General features: G+C 58.5%; 23 protein-coding genes. 13 read left to right on the top strand and 10 right to left on the bottom strand.

Going from position 1 to position 22,455, the window contains the following annotated elements; all coding sequences use genetic code 11:
- The first annotated feature begins 1 nt into the window (after window position 1).
- Window positions 2–1,738, top strand: coding sequence for a peptidoglycan -binding protein (locus Q0864_RS08645; protein WP_298568074.1), 1,737 nt, complete (start codon window positions 2–4; stop codon window positions 1,736–1,738).
- Between the two features lie 157 nt (window positions 1,739–1,895).
- Here Q0864_RS08645 and clpA read toward each other — a convergent pair whose 3' ends face one another.
- Complete coding sequence (gene clpA / locus Q0864_RS08640; protein WP_298568071.1) at window positions 1,896–4,220, bottom strand: ATP-dependent Clp protease ATP-binding subunit ClpA; 2,325 nt, start codon at window positions 4,218–4,220, stop codon at window positions 1,896–1,898.
- 158 nt (window positions 4,221–4,378) lie between these two features.
- Entirely contained in the window at window positions 4,379–5,143 is a 765-nt protein-coding gene (gene gloB / locus Q0864_RS08635) for a hydroxyacylglutathione hydrolase (protein ID WP_298568068.1), read from the bottom strand.
- A 78-nt stretch (window positions 5,144–5,221) separates the two neighbouring features.
- Between gloB and Q0864_RS08630 the strand changes: the two genes are divergently transcribed.
- The 9 genes from Q0864_RS08630 (at window position 5,222) to Q0864_RS08590 (ending at window position 13,701) form a co-directional block, all read left to right on the top strand.
- Entirely contained in the window at window positions 5,222–5,860 is a 639-nt protein-coding gene (locus Q0864_RS08630; RefSeq protein WP_298568065.1) for a DUF938 domain-containing protein, read from the top strand.
- Between the two features lie 92 nt (window positions 5,861–5,952).
- Entirely contained in the window at window positions 5,953–6,717 is a 765-nt protein-coding gene (locus Q0864_RS08625) for a methyltransferase domain-containing protein (RefSeq protein WP_298568062.1), read from the top strand.
- A gap of 394 nt (window positions 6,718–7,111) precedes the next feature.
- Window positions 7,112–7,672 carry a F0F1 ATP synthase subunit delta gene (locus Q0864_RS08620; RefSeq protein WP_298568059.1) on the top strand — a complete coding sequence of 187 codons (561 nt, stop codon included), beginning with the start codon at window positions 7,112–7,114 and terminating at the stop codon, window positions 7,670–7,672.
- Window positions 7,672–9,210 (top strand): F0F1 ATP synthase subunit alpha, encoded by a 1,539-nt coding sequence (gene atpA / locus Q0864_RS08615; protein ID WP_298568056.1) that lies wholly within the window; start codon window positions 7,672–7,674, stop codon window positions 9,208–9,210. Before Q0864_RS08620 ends, atpA begins: the two co-directional genes overlap by 1 nt.
- A gap of 15 nt (window positions 9,211–9,225) precedes the next feature.
- Complete coding sequence (locus Q0864_RS08610) at window positions 9,226–10,104, top strand: F0F1 ATP synthase subunit gamma (protein ID WP_298568054.1); 879 nt, start codon at window positions 9,226–9,228, stop codon at window positions 10,102–10,104.
- An 18-nt stretch (window positions 10,105–10,122) separates the two neighbouring features.
- The gene (gene atpD, locus Q0864_RS08605) at window positions 10,123–11,547 is read left to right on the top strand and encodes a F0F1 ATP synthase subunit beta (protein WP_247037074.1); all 1,425 of its coding nucleotides are present in this window, start codon (window positions 10,123–10,125) and stop codon (window positions 11,545–11,547) included.
- Between the two features lie 12 nt (window positions 11,548–11,559).
- On the top strand, window positions 11,560–11,973 hold the full coding sequence (locus Q0864_RS08600) for a F0F1 ATP synthase subunit epsilon (RefSeq protein WP_298568048.1): 414 nt from the start codon (window positions 11,560–11,562) through the stop codon (window positions 11,971–11,973).
- A 93-nt stretch (window positions 11,974–12,066) separates the two neighbouring features.
- Window positions 12,067–13,281, top strand: coding sequence for a TCR/Tet family MFS transporter (locus tag Q0864_RS08595; protein ID WP_298568045.1), 1,215 nt, complete (start codon window positions 12,067–12,069; stop codon window positions 13,279–13,281).
- A 72-nt stretch (window positions 13,282–13,353) separates the two neighbouring features.
- Complete coding sequence (locus Q0864_RS08590; RefSeq protein ID WP_298568042.1) at window positions 13,354–13,701, top strand: H-type lectin domain-containing protein; 348 nt, start codon at window positions 13,354–13,356, stop codon at window positions 13,699–13,701.
- Window positions 13,702–13,764: 63 nt separating this feature from the next.
- Here Q0864_RS08590 and Q0864_RS08585 read toward each other — a convergent pair whose 3' ends face one another.
- Entirely contained in the window at window positions 13,765–14,778 is a 1,014-nt protein-coding gene (locus Q0864_RS08585) for a ribose-phosphate pyrophosphokinase (protein ID WP_298568040.1), read from the bottom strand.
- Between the two features lie 106 nt (window positions 14,779–14,884).
- Between Q0864_RS08585 and Q0864_RS08580 the strand changes: the two genes are divergently transcribed.
- Window positions 14,885–15,484, top strand: coding sequence for a 2-hydroxychromene-2-carboxylate isomerase (locus Q0864_RS08580; RefSeq protein WP_298568036.1), 600 nt, complete (start codon window positions 14,885–14,887; stop codon window positions 15,482–15,484).
- The gene (locus Q0864_RS08575; protein ID WP_298568035.1) at window positions 15,484–16,314 is read left to right on the top strand and encodes an alpha/beta hydrolase; all 831 of its coding nucleotides are present in this window, start codon (window positions 15,484–15,486) and stop codon (window positions 16,312–16,314) included. The genes Q0864_RS08580 and Q0864_RS08575 overlap by 1 nt, the downstream gene beginning before the upstream one ends.
- Here Q0864_RS08575 and Q0864_RS08570 read toward each other — a convergent pair.
- From Q0864_RS08570 to Q0864_RS08545, 6 genes are all read right to left on the bottom strand, one after another.
- The gene (locus tag Q0864_RS08570; protein WP_298568032.1) at window positions 16,311–17,360 is read right to left on the bottom strand and encodes a beta-eliminating lyase-related protein; all 1,050 of its coding nucleotides are present in this window, start codon (window positions 17,358–17,360) and stop codon (window positions 16,311–16,313) included. The genes Q0864_RS08575 and Q0864_RS08570 overlap by 4 nt on opposite strands.
- Window positions 17,360–17,812 carry a YcgN family cysteine cluster protein gene (locus Q0864_RS08565; protein ID WP_298568029.1) on the bottom strand — a complete coding sequence of 151 codons (453 nt, stop codon included), beginning with the start codon at window positions 17,810–17,812 and terminating at the stop codon, window positions 17,360–17,362. Before Q0864_RS08565 ends, Q0864_RS08570 begins: the two co-directional genes overlap by 1 nt.
- Complete coding sequence (locus Q0864_RS08560) at window positions 17,812–18,102, bottom strand: Dabb family protein (RefSeq protein ID WP_298568026.1); 291 nt, start codon at window positions 18,100–18,102, stop codon at window positions 17,812–17,814. Before Q0864_RS08560 ends, Q0864_RS08565 begins: the two co-directional genes overlap by 1 nt.
- Before the next feature lie 9 nt (window positions 18,103–18,111).
- Window positions 18,112–19,050, bottom strand: a complete 939-nt coding sequence (locus Q0864_RS08555) for a bifunctional riboflavin kinase/FAD synthetase (RefSeq protein ID WP_298568023.1) — start codon at window positions 19,048–19,050, stop codon at window positions 18,112–18,114.
- A gap of 77 nt (window positions 19,051–19,127) precedes the next feature.
- A complete protein-coding gene (locus tag Q0864_RS08550) occupies window positions 19,128–19,571 on the bottom strand; it encodes a MaoC family dehydratase (RefSeq protein WP_298568020.1) in 444 nt (147 codons plus the stop codon).
- Window positions 19,572–19,769: 198 nt separating this feature from the next.
- Window positions 19,770–20,642, bottom strand: coding sequence for a TIGR01459 family HAD-type hydrolase (locus Q0864_RS08545; RefSeq protein ID WP_298568018.1), 873 nt, complete (start codon window positions 20,640–20,642; stop codon window positions 19,770–19,772).
- Window positions 20,643–20,954: 312 nt separating this feature from the next.
- Here Q0864_RS08545 and Q0864_RS08540 point away from each other — a divergent pair, with 312 nt between their 5' ends.
- Complete coding sequence (locus Q0864_RS08540) at window positions 20,955–21,290, top strand: hypothetical protein (protein ID WP_298568016.1); 336 nt, start codon at window positions 20,955–20,957, stop codon at window positions 21,288–21,290.
- Window positions 21,291–21,437: 147 nt separating this feature from the next.
- Here Q0864_RS08540 and Q0864_RS08535 read toward each other — a convergent pair whose 3' ends face one another.
- Window positions 21,438–22,358 (bottom strand): manganese-dependent inorganic pyrophosphatase, encoded by a 921-nt coding sequence (locus Q0864_RS08535; protein ID WP_298568013.1) that lies wholly within the window; start codon window positions 22,356–22,358, stop codon window positions 21,438–21,440.
- Window positions 22,359–22,455 lie beyond the last annotated feature (97 nt).

Below are 22,455 nucleotides of genomic sequence, written 5' to 3'. Positions count from 1 at the left end.
CATGGCCCTGACGCGGCGATCGGTTCAACGGATGAGCGGCTCGATCTGGCCGGGTTTTGTGGATGCCATGACGGCGCTTTTGCTTGTCCTGATGTTCGTCCTGACCATCTTCATGATCGTGCAGTTCATATTGCGCGAAACGATCTCGGGGCAGGCGGATGAACTGGACGAGCTTTCCTCGCAGGTGTCCGAACTGGCCGACGCGCTTGGGTTGGAGCGGACGCGGGCGGCGAAGCTTCAGGGTGAAGTCGGCACGTTGAACGCGACCTTGGCCGAAGCCAGATCTGTGTCTGAGGCACAAACAGCCCTGATCGCCCAGTTGACCGCACAAACTGCGGATCAGGCCTCTGAGCTAGCCGCGCGGGCCGCAAAGATCACCAGTTTCGAAGCGCAGGTTGCAACGCTTTTGTCGGAGCGCGATCGCGCAATTCGCGAGGGCGAGGCGCTTTCCGCGACGGTCGACGAACTTGAAGCGGCCCGTGTTGAATTGCTGTCTGAAAAAGATGCGCTGGCGCTGGCCTTGGCTAACGCGCGCGACGAGGTTGACGAAACCGCCGAGGCAGCGCGACTGGCCGCCGCAAAACGCGAAGCGCTTGAGGCGCTGGTGGCGGATCTTGAGGCGAAGGTGGAAGACAGCGCCGCCGCCCTGACTGAAGAAGAGGCAAGCCGCGTGACCGAGGCCGCCGCCGCCGCCGCCCTGCGTGACCGTCTGGCAAATGCGGATGAAGAACTAACCGCGATGACCTTGGCGCTGGAGGCTGAACGCAAGCGGGCCGAAGAGACCTTGACGCTTCTTGCAGCAGCCAAGGCTGCGGGCGTCGATGTGGAACGCCAGCTGTCTGCCGCTCTGCTAAGGCTGGAGGAGCAGAAAACCGACGGGGTTGAAACGGCAGATTTGCGGGATCGTCTGGAAGCCGAACTTGCCGCACGGCTCGAGGCTGAAAGCCAGGTGCAAGATGCAATCAGTGAGGCCGACCAACGGGCGCGTCTGCTGGCCGCCGCCAATCTGGCGTTGTCCGAGAAGGAAGCGGAAAGCGCAGAAAGCCAACGCAAGATTGCGCTTTTGAATGAACAGCTTGCCGCACTTAGAACCCAGCTGGGAAGTCTACAAGCCATTCTGGACGACAGCGCCGCGCGTGACGCCGCCGCGAAGGTGCAGATCAACAACCTTGGGTCCGAGTTAAACGCCGCGCTGGCCCGTGTTGCCTCTGAAGAACGCAAACGCGCAGCGTTGGAAGAAGCGGAACGCAAACGGCTGGAGGCCGAAACCAAAGAACTGGCGGCCTATCGGTCCGAGTTTTTTGGCAAGCTCAAGCAAGTGCTTGGCAATCGCGAAGGCATTCAGATTGTCGGCGACAGGTTCGTTTTCTCGTCCGAGGTTCTGTTCACAAGCGCCGATGCGACGTTGCAGCCCGAAGGACGCGCGCAGGTTGCCAAGGTGGCCGCGCTACTGGCCGAAGTGGCCGGAGACATCCCGAACGAAGTGGACTGGATCATTCGCGTTGATGGGCACACCGACAATGTTCCGCTGGCTGGCACAGGACGGTTCCGCAACAACTGGGCGCTCAGTCAGGCGCGCGCCTTGTCGGTGGTGGAATACATGATCAATGATCTGGGTTTTCCGCCCGATCGCCTTGCGGCAACGGGGTTTGGCGAATACCGCCCGGTCGACCCCGCCAATACCAGTGAAGCGCGCGCAAAGAACCGCCGGATTGAGCTGAAACTGACGGAACGCTGACCGCGTTTGCCTATGCGGAAACCAGTATAGCGGCAGCAGATTTTTTGCGAGATTGCAGATTGGCTGAGCGCTGCTCAGTGCTATTCCAGCGCCCCAAACGACGACGGGCCGCAAGAAGAACTGCGGCCCGTGCAAATGTGTCGTGCTCAGTTGGCGGTCAGTCCGCGGTCAACAATGGGGGTCGTTTGCGCGAACCAAGCTGCGGGTTTTTGGGTTTCTCCATCCGAAGGTCCAGCTTGCCGTTCTTCACGCCCACCTGAACCAGACCGCCCTTGGCAAGCTTGCCAAACAGCAGCTCTTCGGCGAGCGGCTTTTTGATGTGCTCTTGAATGACGCGGCCAAGGGGGCGGGCGCCCATACGGTCATCATATCCCTTCTCGGCGATCCATTCAGCGGCCGCACGGGTCAGCTCGATGCTGACGCCGCGATCCAGAAGCTGGGCTTCCAGTTGCAGAACAAACTTCTCGACCACTTGCAGGATCACTTCTTTGCCGAGTGGCGCGAAGCTGATGACCGCATCCAATCGGTTGCGGAATTCCGGCGTGAAGGTGCGTTCGATCGCGGCGGTGTCTTCGCCTTCGCGACGATCGCGACCAAAGCCGATGGCCGATTTGGCCTGTTCCGCTGCGCCCGCGTTCGAGGTCATGATCAAGACCACGTTGCGGAAACTGACCGTGCGACCGTTATGGTCGGTCAGCTCGCCGTTATCCATCACCTGCAGCAGGATGTTGTAGACATCCGGGTGCGCTTTCTCGATCTCGTCCAGAAGCAAAACACAATGGGGATGCTGATCAACGCCATCGGTCAACAGACCGCCCTGATCAAACCCGACATAGCCCGGAGGCGCCCCGATCAGGCGCGAGACCGCGTGTTTCTCCATATATTCCGACATATCAAAGCGCAAAAGCTCGACACCCAGATTGTCGGCCAGCTGTTTGGCAACCTCGGTCTTGCCGACGCCTGTTGGCCCGGCAAACAGATAGTTGCCGATGGGCTTTTCAGGTTCCCGCAGGCCCGCGCGGGCCAGTTTGATGGCCGAGGCAAGCGATTCAATTGCGTTGTCCTGCCCAAACACGACCCGTTTCAGCGCCTTTTCAAGGTCGCGCAATGTTTCGGCATCATCCTTGGAGACGCTTTTCGGCGGAATGCGGGCGATCTTGGCCACGACGGCCTCGATGTCCTTGACGCCGATCGTCTTGCGGCGCTTGCTTTGCGCAAGCAGGTGCTGCGCGGCCCCGGCCTCGTCGATCACGTCGATCGCCTTGTCTGGCAGCTTGCGGTCGTTGACATAACGATCCGACAACTCCACCGCGCTTTTGATCGCATCGGCAGTGTATTTTACGCCGTGGTGGTCTTCGAAATAGGGTTTCAGACCTTTCAGGATTTTCACCGCATCATCAACAGTCGGTTCGTTGATGTCGATCTTCTGGAACCGGCGGCTCAGCGCGCGGTCCTTTTCGAAGTGCTGGCGGAACTCCTTATAGGTGGTCGAGCCCATGCAGCGCAGCTTGCCGCCCTGAAGTGCGGGCTTCAGCAGGTTCGAGGCATCCATCGCCCCGCCCGACGTCGCACCAGCACCGATCACGGTGTGAATCTCGTCGATGAACAAGACAGCATCGGGGTGGTCTTCAAGCTCTTTCATCACGGCCTTCAGACGCTCTTCGAAGTCGCCGCGATAACGGGTGCCGGCCAGCAGCGCACCCATGTCGAGCGAATAGATTGTCGTTTCGGCCAAGATGTCGGGCGTTTCGCCACCGACGACCTTGGCGGCCAGCCCTTCTGCGATGGCGGTTTTGCCAACGCCGGGATCACCGACCAGAAGCGGGTTGTTTTTACGGCGGCGGCAAAGCACCTGAATGCAACGCTCTACCTCGTGTTCGCGCCCGATCAGCGGGTCGATATCGCCGTCGCGCGCCTTGGCGTTCAAGTCGACACAGTATTTCGCCAGCGCGCTGTCGTTTTCTTCGGCGGGCTGGGCGTCCTGCACGTCCTCTTCGAACTCCGGCGCACCAGAGATCGGCCGGGCCTCGCCCATGCTGGGATCTTTCGCGACCCCATGGGCGATGTAGTTCACCGCATCGTAACGGGTCATATCCTGTTCTTGCAGGAAAAAGGCGGCGTTGCTTTCGCGTTCTGCAAAGATTGCGACCAATACGTTCGCGCCCGTCACTTCGGTGCGGCCAGAGCTTTGCACATGGATCGCAGCACGCTGAATGACGCGCTGAAAGGCCGCTGTCGGCACGGCCTCGCTGCCTTCGATGTCGGTGACCAGTGTGGTCAGTTCTTCGTCGATGAATTCGACCAGAACCTTGCGCAGGACATCCATGTCGACCGAACAGGCCTGCATGACGCGGGCTGCGTCGGGTTCATCAAGCAGCGCAAGAAGCAGGTGTTCCAGCGTTGCCAGCTCGTGCTTTCGATCATTCGCCAGCGCAAGCGCGTGGTGAATGGCTTCTTCGAGCGGTTTTGAAAAGGATGGCACGTCGAACACTCCTCGTAAGCTATGCGGGATCTTCCGCTTGGCGGTTCTTCCACCTTTACTGTCGCCTCATATGTTTAAAGTTCGGTTTTCCGGCCGCGTCTTCAAGCCTTTTCTTGTCAATTGTTGCTCTCGGATGCGTGATTGCTGGTATTTATACCTTAGAAATTGTCCTTGCGCCGTCGGATTTCAGCAAAGACCTCGGTGTCTGGGGCGGTTTCCATATGTAGGGCCGCTTTGACCTGAGGCAAGTGGGCGCGCAGAAATGGATTCGTTTCAAGCTCCTGCGACAGGCGCGATGGCACTGTGGGGCGGTTTTCGGAGCGCGCGGCTTTGATCTGCGCCAGACGCTGGGCCAATGCGCTGTTGTCAGGTTCAATCGTGATCGCAAAGGCCGCATTTGCCGCGGTGTATTCGTGGCCCGAACAGACCAGCGTATCTGGTGGCAAGGCGGCAAGACGGGACAGGCTTGCCCACATTTGGTTTGGCGTGCCTTCAAACAAACGTCCGCAGCCAAGCGCCATCAGGCTGTCCCCGGTAAAGACCGCGTGTGTATCCGGAACGAAATAGGCGATGTGACCGACCGTGTGGCCCGAAACATCCAGAACCGATACTTCGTGGCCAGCAAATTCAAACGTGTCATCGTCACTATAGCTTCGATCCAATGGTGGTAGGCGGTCGGCATCTGCGGCTGCACCGACCACCTTGGCACCTGTGGCCTTCACCAGATCCGTGACGCCTTGGACATGGTCCCAATGATGGTGGGTCAACCAGATTTCGGTCAACGTCCAGCCGCGTGCCTGCAGTTCAGCCTTGATCGGCTGGGCGTCGGGCGCATCGACAAGCGCGGTTTGCCCCGTGACATCATCATGCAGAAGGAAGGCGTAATTGTCAGACAGACAGGGGATGGTGACAAGGGTGAGCATCTCGAACCTCCGGTTTTGAACTCCAGTCTTGCCGAAAGCCGGGGCAGGCTCAATACTGCCAAGCAACCGGGGGGCAAAATGACCGAAGAAATACCACATTCCGTGGCTGAAGCGCGCGCTGATGGTCGGCTGTCGGCGCCGTCAGCCGCCCGCAACCTGGCCCCGATCCTGAAAGAGCTTGCGCGTTTTGTTCCTTCCGGTGACGTCGCGTTCGAAATCGCCTCGGGCACGGGTGAACACGCCGTCGCGTTTGCCAAGGCCTTTCCGGATACGATCTGGCAGCCAACCGATATCGACTCGAACCGGTTGATCAGCATCGACGCTTGGCGGGCCGAAGAGGGTGTGCTGAACATGCGGATGGCCCAGGCGCTTGATGCGGCGCAGCCAGATTGGCAAATCGGACCTGCGTCCCTTGCTGTGACAGTCAACCTGATGCACTTGATCCCCGCACCGAACGCACAGGCCGTCGTTCAGGGCGTCGCTCGCAATCTGTCGCCGGGTGGGCATTGGTTTTTATACGGACCTTTCAGATCCAGGGGTGCCTTTCGATCGGGCAGCGACCAAAACTTCCATGCCTCGTTGATCAAGAACGATCCGGCCGCCGGGTATAAAGACATCGAAGATATCGAACGCTGGGCCGCGCAGGCGGGCATGGAGCGCGTCGACCTGATCGAAATGCCCGCAAACAATCTGGCGCTTGTTTTGCGCAAGCGGTGACCACCCCGACAAAGACCAAGGTTTCACATTTCCTTTTTGCGGTGATGCGATAGTCTTGGCGCAGAACCAAACGGTAAGTGGCTGAGCCTTTCATGCATCTCGATGTGCAGGATCTTCGGAATTTCTATTACCGCAGCATGCTGGGCCGTGCGGCGCAAAAGGCCATTCGTGACAAATTGGTAGCCCTCTGGCCAACGGCGCAGGCCAAAGGACAGACCGTCGTCGGGTTCGGTTTTGCCGTTCCCTTGTTGCGCCCCTATCTGCCGACAGCGCGACGTGTGATGGGGTTAATGCCCGCACCGCAAGGCGTGATGCCCTGGCCGGCGGGGATGCAGAATGTCTCGGCATTGGTCGAGGATACGATGTGGCCCTTGGACACGGGTGTCGTGGACCGGCTTGTGGTGATGCACGGGCTTGAGACGTCAGAAACCCCCACATTCCTGCTGGACGAGATCTATCGGGTGCTGGGTCCGGGTGGGCGGGCGTTAATCATTACCCCGAACCGGGCAGGGCTGTGGGCCCGGTCGGATGCAACGCCCTTCGGCTATGGCCGCCCCTATTCCCTGAGCCAGCTTGAGGGGCAACTGAAAGAGCATGGCTTTCGCGTCGAACGCCACCTGTCGGCGCTATATCAGCCCCCGTCCTCGAAACGGTTCTGGCTGAAGACCGGAAATTTTTGGGAGCGGGCGGGACTGCAACTGCCGGTCATCCTTGCCGGGGGTGTTTTGATGGTCGAAGTGTCCAAGCAAATCCCGGCCCCAAAACGCCCCGGTCTGGCGCAGGCGGTGCGGCGCCCCTTGAAGGTGCTGGAGGGGTTGGGAGTGCCTGAACCAAGCACGCACCTGCCCAACCCCTGACGAACCGCGTGGCAATGCCCGGCAAAAAGAATCAGCCCATTCACACCGGAATGCAGCTCGGTCGGGCGCGACGGGCTGGTTGCAGGGCGTGAAACCAAGAATTAGAACAGCGACGGTATGCATTTGTATTCAGAAATGCTTCACCGATTCCTGACCGCCCAGACGGTATTTTTTCCCTAGGGTGAAGGGTTCTGGCGGAAATGATCGAGCGTCCTTGCAAAAAAGGCAGGCAGATGTTGGCGATAAACCCATGCAAGCCTGTTGCGAGGGCCGCATATCCCTGCTACATGCTTCGTCGATTTAGATGATACGCGCGCAATCGCGGCATCTGTAGGCCGCCCCGATTTGCCGACAGGCAAATCACGATGGGGCTAAAGACATCGGAAGGGTGGACGTGTCCGAACCAGTCTCGATCTCAACTGGCATTGCCCAACGTTATGCCACTGCCATCTTTGACCTGGCCAAAGACGGCAAGAACCTGAAAGCAGTCGAGGCGGATGTCACCGCGCTTGATGCTGCTCTCGCCGAAAGCGAAGACCTTCGCAGCCTGATCAGTTCGCCGGTTTACAGCCGCGATGAACAGGGTGACGCGGTTGCCGCAATCGCCAAGAAAATGAAACTTTCGCCAATGGTCGCGAACGCGTTGGGGCTGATGGCCCAGAAACGGCGTTTGTTCGTGTTGCCGCAGCTTGTCAGCGCTCTGAACGCGCTGATCGCTGAAGACAAGGGCGAGGTGACCGCCAAGGTGACTGCCGCCAAGTCGATGACCAAGGCGCAACAAGACAAACTTGCCAAGGCCCTGAAGGCTTCCATCGGCAAGGATGTGAATATCAACCTGGCTGTCGATGAAACGCTCATCGGTGGTCTTGTCGTCCAAGTGGGCTCGCGCATGATCGACACGTCGATCCAGGCAAAGCTCAATGCACTTCAGAATTCCATGAAAGAGGTCGGATAATGGGTATCCAAGCAGCAGAAATCTCTGCGATCCTGAAGGACCAGATCAAGAACTTCGGTCAAGACGCCGAAGTGGCCGAAGTTGGCCGTGTGTTGTCAGTGGGGGATGGTATCGCCCGCGTCTACGGTCTTGATAAGGTCCAGGCTGGTGAAATGGTCGAATTCCCCGGTGGTATCCGCGGAATGGCCCTGAACCTTGAAGCCGACAACGTTGGCGTTGTTATCTTCGGGTCGGACCGCGACATTAAAGAAGGCGACACCGTCAAGCGCACGAACTCGATCGTGGACGTGCCAATCGGTGACGAGCTTCTGGGTCGCGTTGTTGACGGTCTGGGCAACCCGATCGACGGCAAAGGTCCGCTGAACGCGAAGAAACGCGGCGTGGCCGACGTGAAAGCGCCGGGCATCATCCCGCGTAAATCGGTTCACGAACCGATGGCAACCGGTCTGAAATCGGTCGACGCGATGATCCCGATTGGCCGAGGCCAGCGTGAGCTTATCATTGGCGACCGCCAAACCGGTAAAACCGCCGTGGCACTGGACGCCATTCTGAACCAGAAGTCGTATAACGACGCTGCTGGCGACGACGAGGGCAAAAAGCTCTACTGCGTTTATGTTGCTATCGGTCAGAAACGATCAACCGTTGCTCAGCTAGTGAAGAAGCTGGAAGAAAGCGGCGCGATTGAGTATTCGATCGTTGTGGCGGCGACCGCCTCCGATCCTGCGCCCATGCAGTTCCTGGCACCTTACGCCGCGACCGCTATGGCCGAGCATTTCCGCGACAACGGCCGTCACGCCCTGATCATCTATGATGACCTGTCGAAACAGGCTGTGTCTTATCGTCAGATGTCGCTGCTTCTGCGCCGCCCGCCGGGCCGTGAAGCTTATCCGGGTGACGTTTTCTATCTTCACTCGCGCCTGTTGGAGCGTTCGGCCAAGCTGAACGAAGATTACGGTTCCGGTTCCTTGACCGCACTGCCCGTGATCGAAACCCAAGGTGGCGACGTGTCCGCGTTTATTCCGACCAACGTGATCTCGATCACCGACGGTCAGATCTTCCTGGAAACCGAGCTGTTCTATCAGGGTATCCGCCCGGCTGTGAACACCGGTCTGTCGGTGTCGCGTGTTGGCTCGTCGGCGCAAACCAAGGCCATGTCCTCGGTCGCTGGTCCGGTGAAACTGTCGCTGGCTCAGTATCGCGAGATGGCAGCGTTTGCGCAGTTCGGGTCCGACCTTGATGCGGCAACGCAGCAGCTTCTGAACCGCGGTGCACGTCTGACTGAGCTGATGAAGCAGGCGCAGTATTCGCCGCTGACCAACGCGGAAATCGTGTGTGTCATCTACGCGGGCACCAACGGCTATCTTGACAAGATCGCGGTCAGCGAAGTGGGGCGTTTCGAAGCTGGTCTTCTGAACCACCTGCGTCAGAAGCATGCCGACCTGCTTGACGACATCACCAACAATGACCGCAAGGTCAAAGGTGAGCTTGAGGACAAAGTCAAAGCTGCGCTGGACGCCTTCGCCGCTGACTTCGCTTAAGGGGGGCGTTGAACGATGCCCAACCTTAAGGACCTCAAAAATCGGATCGAGAGTGTCAAGAACACTCGGAAGATCACGAAGGCCATGCAGATGGTGGCCGCCGCTAAACTGCGGCGGGCACAAGAAGCGGCCGAGGCTGGTCGCCCTTACGCAGAACGGTTCAACGCCGTTCTGGGTGGGTTGGCTGCTGCTTCGGGTGGGGGTGACAGTGCACCCAAACTGCTTGCCGGCTCGGGTGCCGATCAAGTCCACCTGTTGGTGGTCATGACGGCTGAACGCGGGCTTTGCGGCGGCTTCAACTCGTCGATCGTGAAAATGGCGCGTGCGAAGGCCGAACAGTTGCTGGCCAACGGCAAGACGGTGAAGATCCTGACCGTCGGCAAGAAGGGCCGTGAACAGCTGAAGCGTGAATACGGCGACCAGATGGTCGCCCATGTGGATCTGTCGGGCGTGCGTAATGTCGGCTATGACAACGCTCAATCCATCGCCATCGACCTGATCCATCGCTTCAACGAAGGCGAGTTCGATGTCGCGACGATCTTCTACAACACGTTCGAAAGCGTGATCACGCAGGTCCCGACCGCGAAACAGGTCATTCCGGCCAGTTTTGATGCCCCGGAAGAAGGTGCAAGCGCGTCGACGATCTATGACTATGAGCCGTCGGAAGAAGGTATTCTGGAAACGCTGCTGCCCTCGGGTGTGGCCACTCAGATCTTCTCGGCGCTCTTGGAAAATGCTGCGTCTGAGCAAGGTGCGCGGATGGCCGCAATGGACAACGCAACCCGCAACGCTGGCGACATGATCGAGAAACTGACCATTCAGTATAACCGCTCGCGTCAGGCTGTGATCACCAACGAGCTTATCGAAATTATTTCGGGCGCCGAGGCGCTCTAAGAAACCGGAGAAACAACAATGGCTAACGCTAAAGGTAAGATCACGCAGGTGATTGGCGCCGTTGTGGACGTTCAGTTCGGGGATGACCTTCCGGCCATTCTGAACGCCCTGACCACGGACAACAACGGCAACAAACTTGTTTTGGAAGTGGCACAGCACTTGGGTGAAAACACCGTGCGCTGTATTGCTATGGACGCATCCGAAGGTCTGGTGCGTGGTCAAGAGGTGACTGACACCGGCGCGCCGATCTCGGTGCCTGTCGGCAACGCCACCCTGGGCCGCATCCTGAACGTCATCGGCGAACCCGTTGACGAAAAAGGCCCCGTGAAGTCGAAAGACAGCCGCCCGATCCACGGCGATGCCCCTGCGTTTGACGAACAGTCGACGGAAACCGAAATTCTGACCACCGGCATCAAGGTCATCGACCTGCTGGCCCCCTACACCAAGGGTGGTAAAATTGGTCTGTTCGGCGGTGCCGGCGTTGGTAAGACCGTTCTGATCATGGAATTGATCAACAACATCGCGAAGGTGCACTCGGGTGTGTCCGTGTTCGCGGGTGTTGGCGAACGGACCCGTGAAGGCAACGACCTGTATCACGAGATGATTGAATCGGGCGTTATCGTTCCCGATGATCTGGAAAAGTCGAAAATTGCGCTGGTCTACGGCCAGATGAACGAGCCTCCCGGAGCACGTATGCGTGTGGCCCTGTCGGGTCTGACGCTGGCGGAACAGTTCCGCGACGACACGGGTTCGGACGTTCTGTTCTTCGTCGACAACATCTTCCGCTTTACCCAGGCTGGTTCGGAAGTTTCGGCTCTCTTGGGTCGTATTCCTTCGGCGGTTGGCTACCAGCCCACGCTGGCCACTGACATGGGTGCGATGCAGGAACGTATTTCGTCGACCAAATCGGGGTCCATTACATCGGTTCAGGCCGTGTATGTTCCAGCGGATGACTTGACCGACCCTGCGCCTGCAACCTCGTTTGCTCACCTTGACGCAACGACGGTTCTGGATCGTGCGATCTCGGAAAAAGGCATCTATCCGGCTGTGGACCCGCTTGGTTCGACCTCGCGTCTGCTTGACCCGTTGATCATCGGTGAAGAGCACTACAAAGTTGCCACCGACGTTCAGCAGGTGCTTCAGCGCTACAAGTCGCTGCAGGACATTATCGCCATTCTCGGCATGGACGAACTGTCGGAAGAAGACAAACTGACCGTTGCCCGTGCCCGGAAAATCGAGCGCTTCCTGTCGCAGCCTTTCGACGTTGCAAAAGTGTTCACCGGCTCTGACGGTGTTCAGGTTCCGCTGGAAGACACGATTGCGTCGTTCAAAGCCGTTGTGGCCGGCGAATACGATCACCTGCCCGAAGGCGCCTTCTACATGGTTGGTGGCATCGACGAAGTGATCGCGAAAGCCGAAAAAATGGCGGCAGACGCCGCTTAAGGAGGCCCTCTAATGGCTGATACGATGCAATTCGATCTGGTGTCGCCCGAACGAAGACTCGCTTCGCTTCAGGCGACGGCGATCCAACTACCGGGTGTCGATGGCGACATGACGGCGATGCCGAACCACGCACCGACGATCACGACGTTGCGCCCCGGTATCGTTCGCGTCGAAGCGCCCGAAGGCAATGCCGAGTATGCCGTGACAGGTGGTTTCGCTGAAATCACCGCGACCGGCACCTCGGTTCTGGCTGAACGTGCCTTGCCGGTTGCGGAAGTGACACAGGAAGTGCTGGACAGTTTCGTTTCCGATGCAGCTGCCGCATCTCAGAATGCAACGGCTGCAAACTTGGACGAACTGGCCAAGCGCACGGTCGATATCGCTGCCATGGCAAGCGATCTGGGTCTGTCGGTTAAGCCCGCCTAACGAAGCCCATGCCAAAGCTTTGCGAAAGCCCTGCCTGACCGGCGGGGCTTTTTGCATTTGCGCAAAGGGCTTATTCACGGCACTGATGGCCGTATGAGTTCAAAGACCCAAACCTCCAACCCTGCGGCTCTCTGGTTCATTCTGGCCACGATCCTTCTGGATGCTGTGGGCATTGGGATCGTATTTCCGATCATGCCTGACCTGATGCTGCGTGTCGGGGCGAGCAGCACGGCCGATGGGGCGTTCTGGGGTGGGATCCTGATGGCATCTTATGCGGCCATGCAGTTTCTGTTCGCGCCGATCATCGGTGGCATTTCAGACAGCTTGGGGCGGCGGCCGGTATTGCTATTGGCGCTGGTGACGCTGACCATTGATTATGTCGTCATGGCCCTGGCGACAACGTTCTGGTGGTTGCTTGTGGGGCGTATCCTGGCGGGGATTGCGGGGGCCACATACATCACCGCGACCGCCTATCTGGCCGACATCTCGAAGCCCGAAGACCGAGCGGCCAATTTCGGTCTGATCGGGGCGACCTTCGGGATCGGGTTTGTGATGGGCCCCGCAATAGGTGGCTTTGTTGCAAGCTTTCACCTGACCGCACCGTTCTGGCTGGCGGCGGCGTTTGCCGGGGCGAACGTGGTATTGGGGATATTTGTGCTGCCCGAAAGCCTTGCGCCAGAAAAGCGCCGCGCGTTTCGGCGCCGTGATCTTAACCCGTTTGGATCGATCCTTGATGCGTTCAGGTTGCCCGGCTTGGGCCTGCCGCTGGCCCTGATCTTTGTGTTTGAGTTTGCCAATATGGTTTACCCGACACTCTGGGCGTTCTGGACGCGCGAGGTGTTCGGCTGGGGCACAGCGCTGATCGGTCTGACGCTTGCGGCCTATGGCATCGCGGTTGCGTTTACGCAGGGAGTCATCATGCGACTGCTGATCCCGCGTCTGGGCGAATTTCGCACGCTCATCTTTTCAGTCACCTGCGCGACCGTTGCTCTGATTGTCTTTGGGTTCACAACAAGCGTTTGGGTGATGTTTGCCGTCATTCTCATTGCCGCATTGGCAGACATGGCCCCGCCGACGATGACGGCCATCATGGCCAACATGGTGTCTGAAGACCGACAGGGCCTTCTGCAAGGTGTAATTGCAAGTCTGGGGTCTGTTTCAGCAGTGATCGCGCCCATGGTTATGACGTGGATATTTCAGGGCTTCGCGGGGGCGGACGCATCGATCTATCTGCCCGGCGCACCGTTCTTGTTTTCTGCGGTGCTTATATTGCTGATTTTCCCTTTCTTTTTGCGGCTCAAGCGCTAGGCATGGGTTGCCTTAAGGTTGTGTTTCAGGTTTGTTTACCTGACGTGAGTTAAAGTATTGGGAAATCGCAGTATGCGAAGGGTCAAAAGTCATACAGTCGGGATCGATCGCGGCAGTCAGGTGCTGTTTTCTGATTTTGAACATGACGGAGAGATGTGGACAGGCCAAGGACCGCGTAAGCTGGTCACCGCAGTTCGCTTCTCAGAAGCATTCGTGACGCCTCCGGTCATTCATGTCAGCGTGTCCATGTGGGACCTCGACAAGCGAACCAACGCCCGCGCGGATATTGCAGCCCAGAACACAACGCCGACAGGGTTCGAAATTGTCTTTCGTACCTGGGGCGATACGCGGGTGGCGCGACTGAGGGTGGACTGGATGGCGATCGGTGAAGTGCGAAGCGACGACGATTGGGATGTCTGAATCCAGAGGTTGGATCAGAGATCGGCTCGAAAGGCCCTTTCTACGTCCGCTCGCTTGCCCTTTTTACCAATACATACCTTCGTAAAGCGGCCCCAGCGTGTCATGGTCGAACAGCGACGAAACCGAGGTGCCACCCCAAATGTTCAGGATTGCCTGTGCAAACATCGGTGCGGTCGGAACGATGCGTATGTTGGGCGCGTTTTTCACTGCATCGGTCGGCTGGATCGAATCGGTGATCACCAGCGATTTCATGACAGATTTCGAAACACGCTCGACCGCCGGGCCGGACATGACGCCGTGGGTGATATAGGCGTGAACTTCTTGCGCGCCGTTCTCCATCAGCACTTCGGCGGCCTTGCACAGCGTTCCGGCCGTGTCGCAGATGTCGTCGATGATGATACAGCGTTTGCCCTCGACGTTCCCGATCACGGTCATCTCGGCGATCTCGCCGGGCTTTTCGCGGCGTTTGTCCACGATGGCCAGAGGCGCGTTGATGCGTTTGGCCAATTCGCGGGCACGGGCCACGCCGCCGACGTCGGGTGAAATGACCATCACCTCGTCCATGCAGTCCTTGAAATGATGCTTCAGGTCCAGCGCGAAGATCGGGCTGGCATAAAGGTTGTCCACCGGGATGTCGAAGAAGCCTTGGATCTGGGCCGCGTGCAGGTCCATGGTCAAAACCCGTTCGATCCCCGAACCGGCAATCATGTTTGCGACCAGTTTGGCGGAAATCGGTGTGCGCGCTTTGGTGCGGCGGTCCTGACGGGCATAGCCGAAATAGGGGATCACGGCGGTGACGCGCGAAGCTGACGACCGGCGCAGCGTGTCTGAGATGATCAGAAGCTCCATCAGGTTGTCGTTGGCGGGGTTCGATGTCGGCTGGATGATGAACATATCCTCGCCGCGCACATTTTCATAAACCTCGACGAAAATCTCGCCGTCGTTGAAGCGTTCCACCCGCGCATCCACCAATCCGACAGAGGATCCGCGATGCATCGACATGCGTTTGGCAACAGCTTCGGCAAGGGGCCGGTTGGCATTGCCCGAAATGAGTTTCGGTTCGGTGATGGATGGCATGGCAGCGGTCCCCGGGCTGGTCTGAATGACAGAATCGTGACGTTGACACCCCTTACCATCGGGATAGATTCCTTGAAACAGCATTGGCGCAACAGGGACCGGAAAAATGAAGCAGATCGACTATTATTTCACAGTGTTGTCGCCATGGGCCTATTTGGCCGGATCGCGGCTGGAAGATATTGCATCGCGCCATGGCGCACAGATTACGTATAAACCGCTGGATATCGGGCAGCTGTTCGGACGGACCGGTGGGACACCGCCAAAAGACCGCCACCCGTCGCGGATGGAATACCGGATGCAGGAACTCAAGCGCTGGTCCAAGGCGTTGGATATGCCGATGAACCACATCCCGGCCCATTGGCCCACCAATGGTGCGCCAGCCTCCTATGCGATCATCGCGGCGCAGTCGGCAGGTGGCGGCGATATGGGCGCGTTGGTTCATGGGATCATGCGCGCCTGTTGGGCGGGCGAAAAGGATATTGCTGAGGATGCGGTGATCAAATCCTGCCTTTCAGATGCGGGCTTTGATCCCAGTCTTGCCGATAGCGGCTTGCTGGCCGGGGCCGAAGCCTATGGCCGCAATCTTGAAGACGCTGTCGCCGCCGGTGTCTTTGGCTCACCCTTCTATATCTGCGACGATGGTGAGAGGTTCTGGGGACAAGACCGGCTGGACGCGTTGGACACCCATCTGAGTGCTAAGTCCTGATGAACATAGATCCTTTGGCAGGCCATCCGACCTATTGGCACCGGGCAGGGCAGGGCGCGCGCGCCGCACTCATGGTGCATTGCTCGCTGGCACATTCCGGCGCGTGGCGCGGGCTGGAAAAACGCCTGTCAGACCAATTCACGATGCTTGCCTTTGACCTGCCGGGACACGGGCGCAGTGCCGATTGGGACGGAGCGGGGGACTTTCAGGACGCCAGCGTTCAGATCGCCGAGGCACTGCTAGATCGCGAGACCCCTGGACCTGTCGATTTGATCGGCCATAGTTACGGCGGCACGATTGCCCTGCGTCTGGCCCAACGCGCGCCGGAACGCGTGCGCAGCCTGACGATGTTCGAGCCGGTTTTGTTCGCCGCCGCCCGCGACCACCCGGCCTATGCCGAGAATGCGGCCTATATGAACGGGCCTTTCGCTGACGCCATGCGCTCGGGTGACCGGATGGAGGCTGCACGCCTGTTCAACGTTATGTGGGGGCGTGACGCCGCGTGGCAGGCTTTGCCTCAGGCCCTGCGTGAAGATATGGCGCGGCGTATTCATCTGATCTCCGCCGGGAATCCGGTGACGCATGATGATATCCACGGTCAGATTGCCCCCGGCGAGCTGGAGCGTGTCGAGCTGCCGGTGTTGCTGATGGAAGGTGCGCGCTCGCCAGCCTTGGTGGGGGCGGTCCACGATGTGCTTGAGGCGCGTCTGCCTAACGTCCAGCGCCATGTGATTGAGGGCGCAGGACATATGGCACCCATCACCCATCCCGCCGAGGTCGGCGATGCTATTTTGGCGTTTCTGCGCCAGACAGTGCCAACCAGACCTTAGCCGCGCACAAGGTCAACAAACCTGTCAATGTTGTCCTCGGTCATCGACCAGTCGGCCACCATGCGGGCGGTCAACACCTCGTCCGGGTCATCTCCATCAAGGTTATCGTCCCAGACATAGTAGGCGGCCCCGGCCTCATGCAGGCGGCGGTGACCGGCCCGCGACCAACCCGCGAAACTGATATTCGCGTCGGGTTCGTGCAGAAAACTGACGCCCTCAATTTGCTTTAGCCCCCGCGCCAGCCGGGCATTGGCGGCGTTTGAACGCCGGGCGAGGTCCAGCCACAGGTCGTCGGTCAGATAGGCCAGCATCTGGGCAGACAGATAGCGGTGTTTGGAAAACAGATGCGCCCCACGCTTGCGACGAAGCTCGAATTCCCAGGCGTGTTTGGGATCAAAGAAGATCACCGCCTCGACGCCCATGCAGCCGTTCTTGGTGCCACCGAAACTGACCACATCAATGCCTGCTTTCCACGTCATTTCGGCGGGTGTGCAACCGAGCGCAACCAAGGCATTGGCAAAACGTGCACCATCCAAATGGGCGGGCAAATCAAACTGCTTTGCGACGTCACAAAGCGCGTTCAGTTCGGCCACCGAATAAACCGTCCCGCGTTCGGTCACATTGGTAATCGATACGGGGCCGCGCTGTGGGCCGTGCACGCCACGGCTTTCTTCGGCCTCGATCGCAGCACGCAAGCTGGCGGGGGTCATCTTGGCGTGATCGGCGGGGACAAGGGTCAGCTTTGCGCCACCCGTGTAAAACTCCGGCGCGTTGCATTCGTCTTGGTGGATGTGCGCCTCTGGCGTGCAGAAAATCGTCTGCCACGGCTGCGAGAGGGTCGCCAGTGCGATCGAGTTTGCGGCTGTGCCGGTCGCCACCAGATAAACCGCCGCTTCTGGAGCTTCAAAGAGGTCGCGGATACAAGCGCGTACTTCGCCCATCAGCGTGTCACTGCCATAAGGCATCGCATAGCCTTCGTTCGCGCGCGCCAGTGCCTCCATCACCTTCGAGTGGGCGGGACCGGTATTGTCAGAGGCGAAAAACATCAGTGAGGTTCCTCTATCAGGTGGTCTTCCCATTCGTCTTCGGGAACTTCGAATTCGGGGATGGTCCACCCCATTACGCTGCGTCCAGTTGTGTGTACGCTGTCGGGATTGCCTGAAATGAGCGGGTGCCAGTCTTCCAGTGGTTTGCCCTCGTGGCGCAGGCGATAAGCGCAGGACGCGGGCATGAAATATGCTGTTTCGCCGATGTTTTCCGGGGTCAATACAATGCACTCCGGCACGAATTGAAGGCGAATGTCGTATTGCGAGCAGCGGCAGGTGTCGCCGTCAAGCAGTCGGCAGGAGACGCGGGTGAACACGATCTCGCCGGTTTCCTCGTCCTCAAGCTTGTTCAGGCAGCATTTGCCGCAGCCATCGCATAGCGCCTCCCATTCCGGGGGCGTCAGGCTGTCGAGTGGCAGCTCCCAGAATTTTTTGCGCAGAGGACCACCCATCAATCAGCCATGAAATCGGCGGCGATCCGAAGCTCGCGCAGAGGGCGCACGCGCTGAATGGCCTGCTGATAAAGCGGGTGGGATTTATAGGCCGCCAACTGCGCCTCGTCGTCAAATTCGCCGTAGACGATGAAGTCGGGTGACGGGCCAGGAATGGGGTCATTGGCGAGGTTCGACCCGATTTCCAGATGGCGGCAATCGGGGATGCCTTTTAACAATTCCAACCCTTCGCGGATCGTCTCGCGGTTTTCAGGGCGTTTGGATGTGAAAAATACGATATGGCGGATCATTTTGGACCTTTACAAGTTCGCCAGGATATCTCGGGCACGGGCGCAGTCGGCATCCATCTGCGCGATCAGTGCATCGACGTTGTCGAAGACCTCTTCGGGGCGCAGATAGTCGATCAAAGCGACCGAAATATCTTCGCCATAGATATCGCCTTTGAAGTCGAAAATGAAGCTTTCGAGATTTGGCAAGTTTTCCCCGAACATCGGACGTGTGCCAATCGAGGCCGCGCCGCCGTAGCTACCTTTGTGTATGCCGGTCAGAATGTCGATTTGCACCGCATAGACGCCGAACTTTGGCGGGTGCAGCCCGGCAATTGACATGTTGGCCGTTGGATAGCCCAGATCGCGCCCGCGCTGGTCGCCGCGTATGACCTCTCCGTCCATGCGGTGCCAATGGCCCAGCATCCGGGCCGCGTCGCGCGGTCGGCCTTCGGACAATGCGTCACGGATCGCGGTCGAGCTGACTTCGCCAACATCGTCAGACATCAAGGGGGCGACGGTAACACCAAATCCCAACTGATCGCCCAACGCGACCATGTCACCTGACGTGCCGGCGCGACCTTTGCCGAAATGGAAATCCTCGCCGATGACGACATGGCTCAGGCCCAACCCGTCGACAATCACACGACTGGCAAAGTCCTGCGGCGACAGGCTGGACAGTGTGTCGTTGAAGCTGAGTTCATACAGGCGTTCGATCCCCAGTTTTTCCAACCTGTGTGCACGTGTTTCCGCGCTCATCAATCGAAAGGGGCTGGATTTGGGGGCGAAGTATTGGCGCGGGTGGGGCTCGAAGGTCATGACCCCCAAAGGCACGGCCTGATCCGCCGCCTGCGCGCGTGCAATGTCGATCACGTATTGATGGCCCAGATGCACGCCATCAAAGTTGCCAATCGCGGCAGAGGCGCCGCGGTCCGCTTTCTCGACAAACTGATAGTCCCGAATAATCCGCATATGGTGGCATTAGCGCTCGCAGCGAACAGGTGCAAGCCCACCGGCGCTGGGTGGTCAGTTTTCCGGCTTTGGACAGGTCAGTCGAATTTGGCCGACGGGGCCAGGACCTTGGCTTCGCCTTTCAGAACCGGCTTGCCGTCGACAAGGCATTCGGTCTTCAGCGTGACGCGCCGTTTGGCGTGATCAATGTCCATCACGGTCACTTCGGCGCGCACCGTGTCGCCGGGGCGCACAGGCGCCAGAAAGGTTAGGCTTTGGCCCATATAGATGGTGCCGTGACCCGGAAGCTGTTCACCGATCACGGCCGAGATTAGCCCCGCCGTCAGCATCCCGTGGGCAATCCGCCCTTCAAAGATCGTGTCATTGGCGTAGTCATCATCCAGATGCACCGGGTTCCGGTCGGTCGAAATCTCGGCGAACATCTCGATATCCCGGTCTGTCACCTCTTTGGTCACATGGCGTGACATGCCGATTTCCAGCTCTTCAATACAGATCGTGCCGCGCGGGAAATTGTCCAACATCTGAATCCTCCGAGTTATAAAAAGACCAATAGCCTTCTGGATTGGCAATAATATTACTTTGCAGTCGCAGAAAATCAAGGAGAAATGTGATCTGGAATGAACGAGGCGGTCAGTCTGGATTTATGCAGCACAGTCAACGTGCCGACCATGCGCCGCTCCCAGCGGCCCAATTTCATAACGTTGGAAACGTATCGGAGCCTAGCGCAGGTAGCCGATTGCAAATGTCGGCGTGACCATTTCTGCCGCGACAAACCGCCCCAGCGCGTCTGTATCCGGTTGTCGATGTGTCTGCGTTTCGTCCCGCGCCAGCCCGCCAGTGATGAACAGAGAATCAATATCCTCCCCCTGCGCACCTTTGATATCGGTCAGGATGCCGTCGCCAATGGCAAGGATACGGCTGTCATCCACCGCGCGCCCTTCGGCGGTCATGCGGCGGCGGGCAAGGTCATAGATTGGCGGATGAGGCTTGCCGAAATAGAGGCTCTCGCCGCCCATCTCGGTATAAAGCTGCGCGATGGCGCCCGCGCACCATTCCCGCGTCTCGCCACGATCCACGACGATATCGGGGTTGGCGCAGAGCAGCTTCAGCCCCTTTTGCTTGGCCAGTAACAGCTGGGGTCGCAGGGTGTCGGGATGGGTGTGCGGGTCAAACGGGCCACAGCAAACGATGCCGTCTGCTTTGTCCAGCGCGACCTCTTCTATGTCGACGGGGTTGTCGATAAGGGCGAGCGGGTCGAAGAAGCTGCGGTCGTGATCCTCGCCCATGAACCACACCTTATTTCCAACCGCACCGGTGAACATCGCCGCCCGCGCGCTGTCGCCCGAGGTCGCGATCGTGTCCCAGCAATCGCGCGGCACACCGATTTGATCCAACTGCCCCTCGACCGAGGTCCGGTGGCGCGGGGCATTCGTGACAAGAACGACGAAACCGCCATTTGCCCGCACCTGCCGGAGAGCGTCAACTGCGTCGGTGTAAGGATGCACCCCGTCATGCACACAGCCCCAGAGGTCCACGAAATAGGCGTCGTAGTTGGTGGAAACTTCGCTGAGGCGTTCGATGATACGGGTCATGGTGGGTCTCCTTCGTGAAAGAAAGATATGGCAGAGGGGGACGGAGGTGGCTAGGGGGCAAACGTGTGCTTAGTCACCTTATTGCGGAGTGGTCGCTATTCGAACCGCGACGCCACTGAATTTCACGAGATTGCCTGAATGGAGACATATTTAAGTTGAGAAACAGTGATTGAAAAAAGCAAGAAACATCAGTCGGTACAAACCTAACTTCCTCCCAAACACACACCTGAACATGATAGGTGCTGGCAGACGCTTGGGAATGAAACAATTCGTTAAGTGTACCGCAAGAACGAAATTTAGGAACGGACCCCGATGAAAAAGTTGATTACGCTGGCCTTCGTTTTTTTAGCAACTCAGGCGGTTGCAGCCGAGAGTTGGACTGACCGAGAAATCTGCCGAGCTGCCACTAAGACTTATTTTTGGCTATCAGATCTACCCGCAGACGCGCCAGATCAAGGGGATTTTATGGGATTTGTGAGTGAGAAGAAGAATTTATACACCTGTCGCGTCGACGGGGACGTTGCCGAATTCAAATGGGTTAACAAGTCTTCAGAAAAAATGCACAGCCGAAGTACTAAAGTTGAAATCAGTGGGCCAAGTCTCATTGTAAAAAGTGATATTAAGACAGAGAGCTTCAGGGTTAGATAATATACTTCGTAACAATGTGAGAGGTTTTTCCGCTTCGGGGAATGCGCAACTTCCAAGCTTTGGCGGTCGCGAAATTCTGATCTTCCTCAACTATGCGAGAAAGGCCCACGCAATCGCGTAGGCCATCCCTTATGATCCAATTCGGCCTCAAACAGCCAAATTCGGAATAATCTGCTTCTTCCGGCTCATAATCCCCGGCAGGACAACCACGTCGCCTTCGACCTTCGCGCCGAAGCTCTTTTCAGCCACGGTTTTTACCACGTCGTTGGGGACCAGCAGGGTGGCCTCCTCTTTCAGGATGTCCACGACGAACAGAAGCACCTGATCGACACTGTCCTCGGCGGCGACGGTTTTGAATGTCTCCATCAGGCTGGCTTTGCGGCCCAGCGGGATTTCTGGCGCGGTGGTTTCCAGAACGCTGACACGGAATTTGGTGCCTGCGACTTCGTATTCCTTTGAATCCATGCGGATCAGTTCGGCGTCTGAGAATTCCGACACGTCCGACTTGGCGGCGAACATCTCGGCGGCGTAGTCGGTGATGTTGATACCCAGATCATCCGCCAGAACCTTCACCACTTCGCGGTCGCGGTCGGTGGTGGTGGGCGAGCGGAATTCCAGTGTGTCCGACAGGATGCAGGTCAGGGCCGCGCCTTTGACCCAGTCGGGCATTTTGGCCACGTCGTCGCCCATCAGATCATACATGATGGTCGCGGTGCAGGCGAGCGGGCGGATCGTGATGTCGATCGGGCCTTTGGTCTCAAGCCCGCCCACCAGCTTGTGGTGGTCGATGATGGCCTGCACGTCTGCGCCGTTGATATTGGCGGGCAGTTCGGCCGGGTTGTTGGTGTCGACGATGACGCAGGGCTGGTCGTCTTCCACGTCCGCAATGATGCGCGGCTTGGGCAGGTCCCAGCGGTGCAGCAGCCATGCGGCTTCGGTGTTGGGTTCGCCCAGCAAAACGGCCTCGGCGTTGCCGCCTTTGATCTCGTTCAGATACCACGCCCAGATGATGGGCGATCCGGTCGAGTCGGTGTCAGGGGATTTGTGGCCGAAAACAAGGGTGGTCATGTGCATCATCCGTCTTTGATTCAAAGCTGTTCGCGCGACTTATAAGAGCGGGATTGCGGGTTGTCACGGGTTGTTCGCCCCTGCGGGCTGCGGTTAA

Source organism: uncultured Aliiroseovarius sp., assembly GCF_947497285.1.
Lineage (GTDB): Bacteria > Pseudomonadota > Alphaproteobacteria > Rhodobacterales > Rhodobacteraceae > Aliiroseovarius.
The sequence above is the reverse complement of the archived record's forward strand: the minus strand, read 5'-3'. Positions and strand labels throughout refer to the sequence as shown.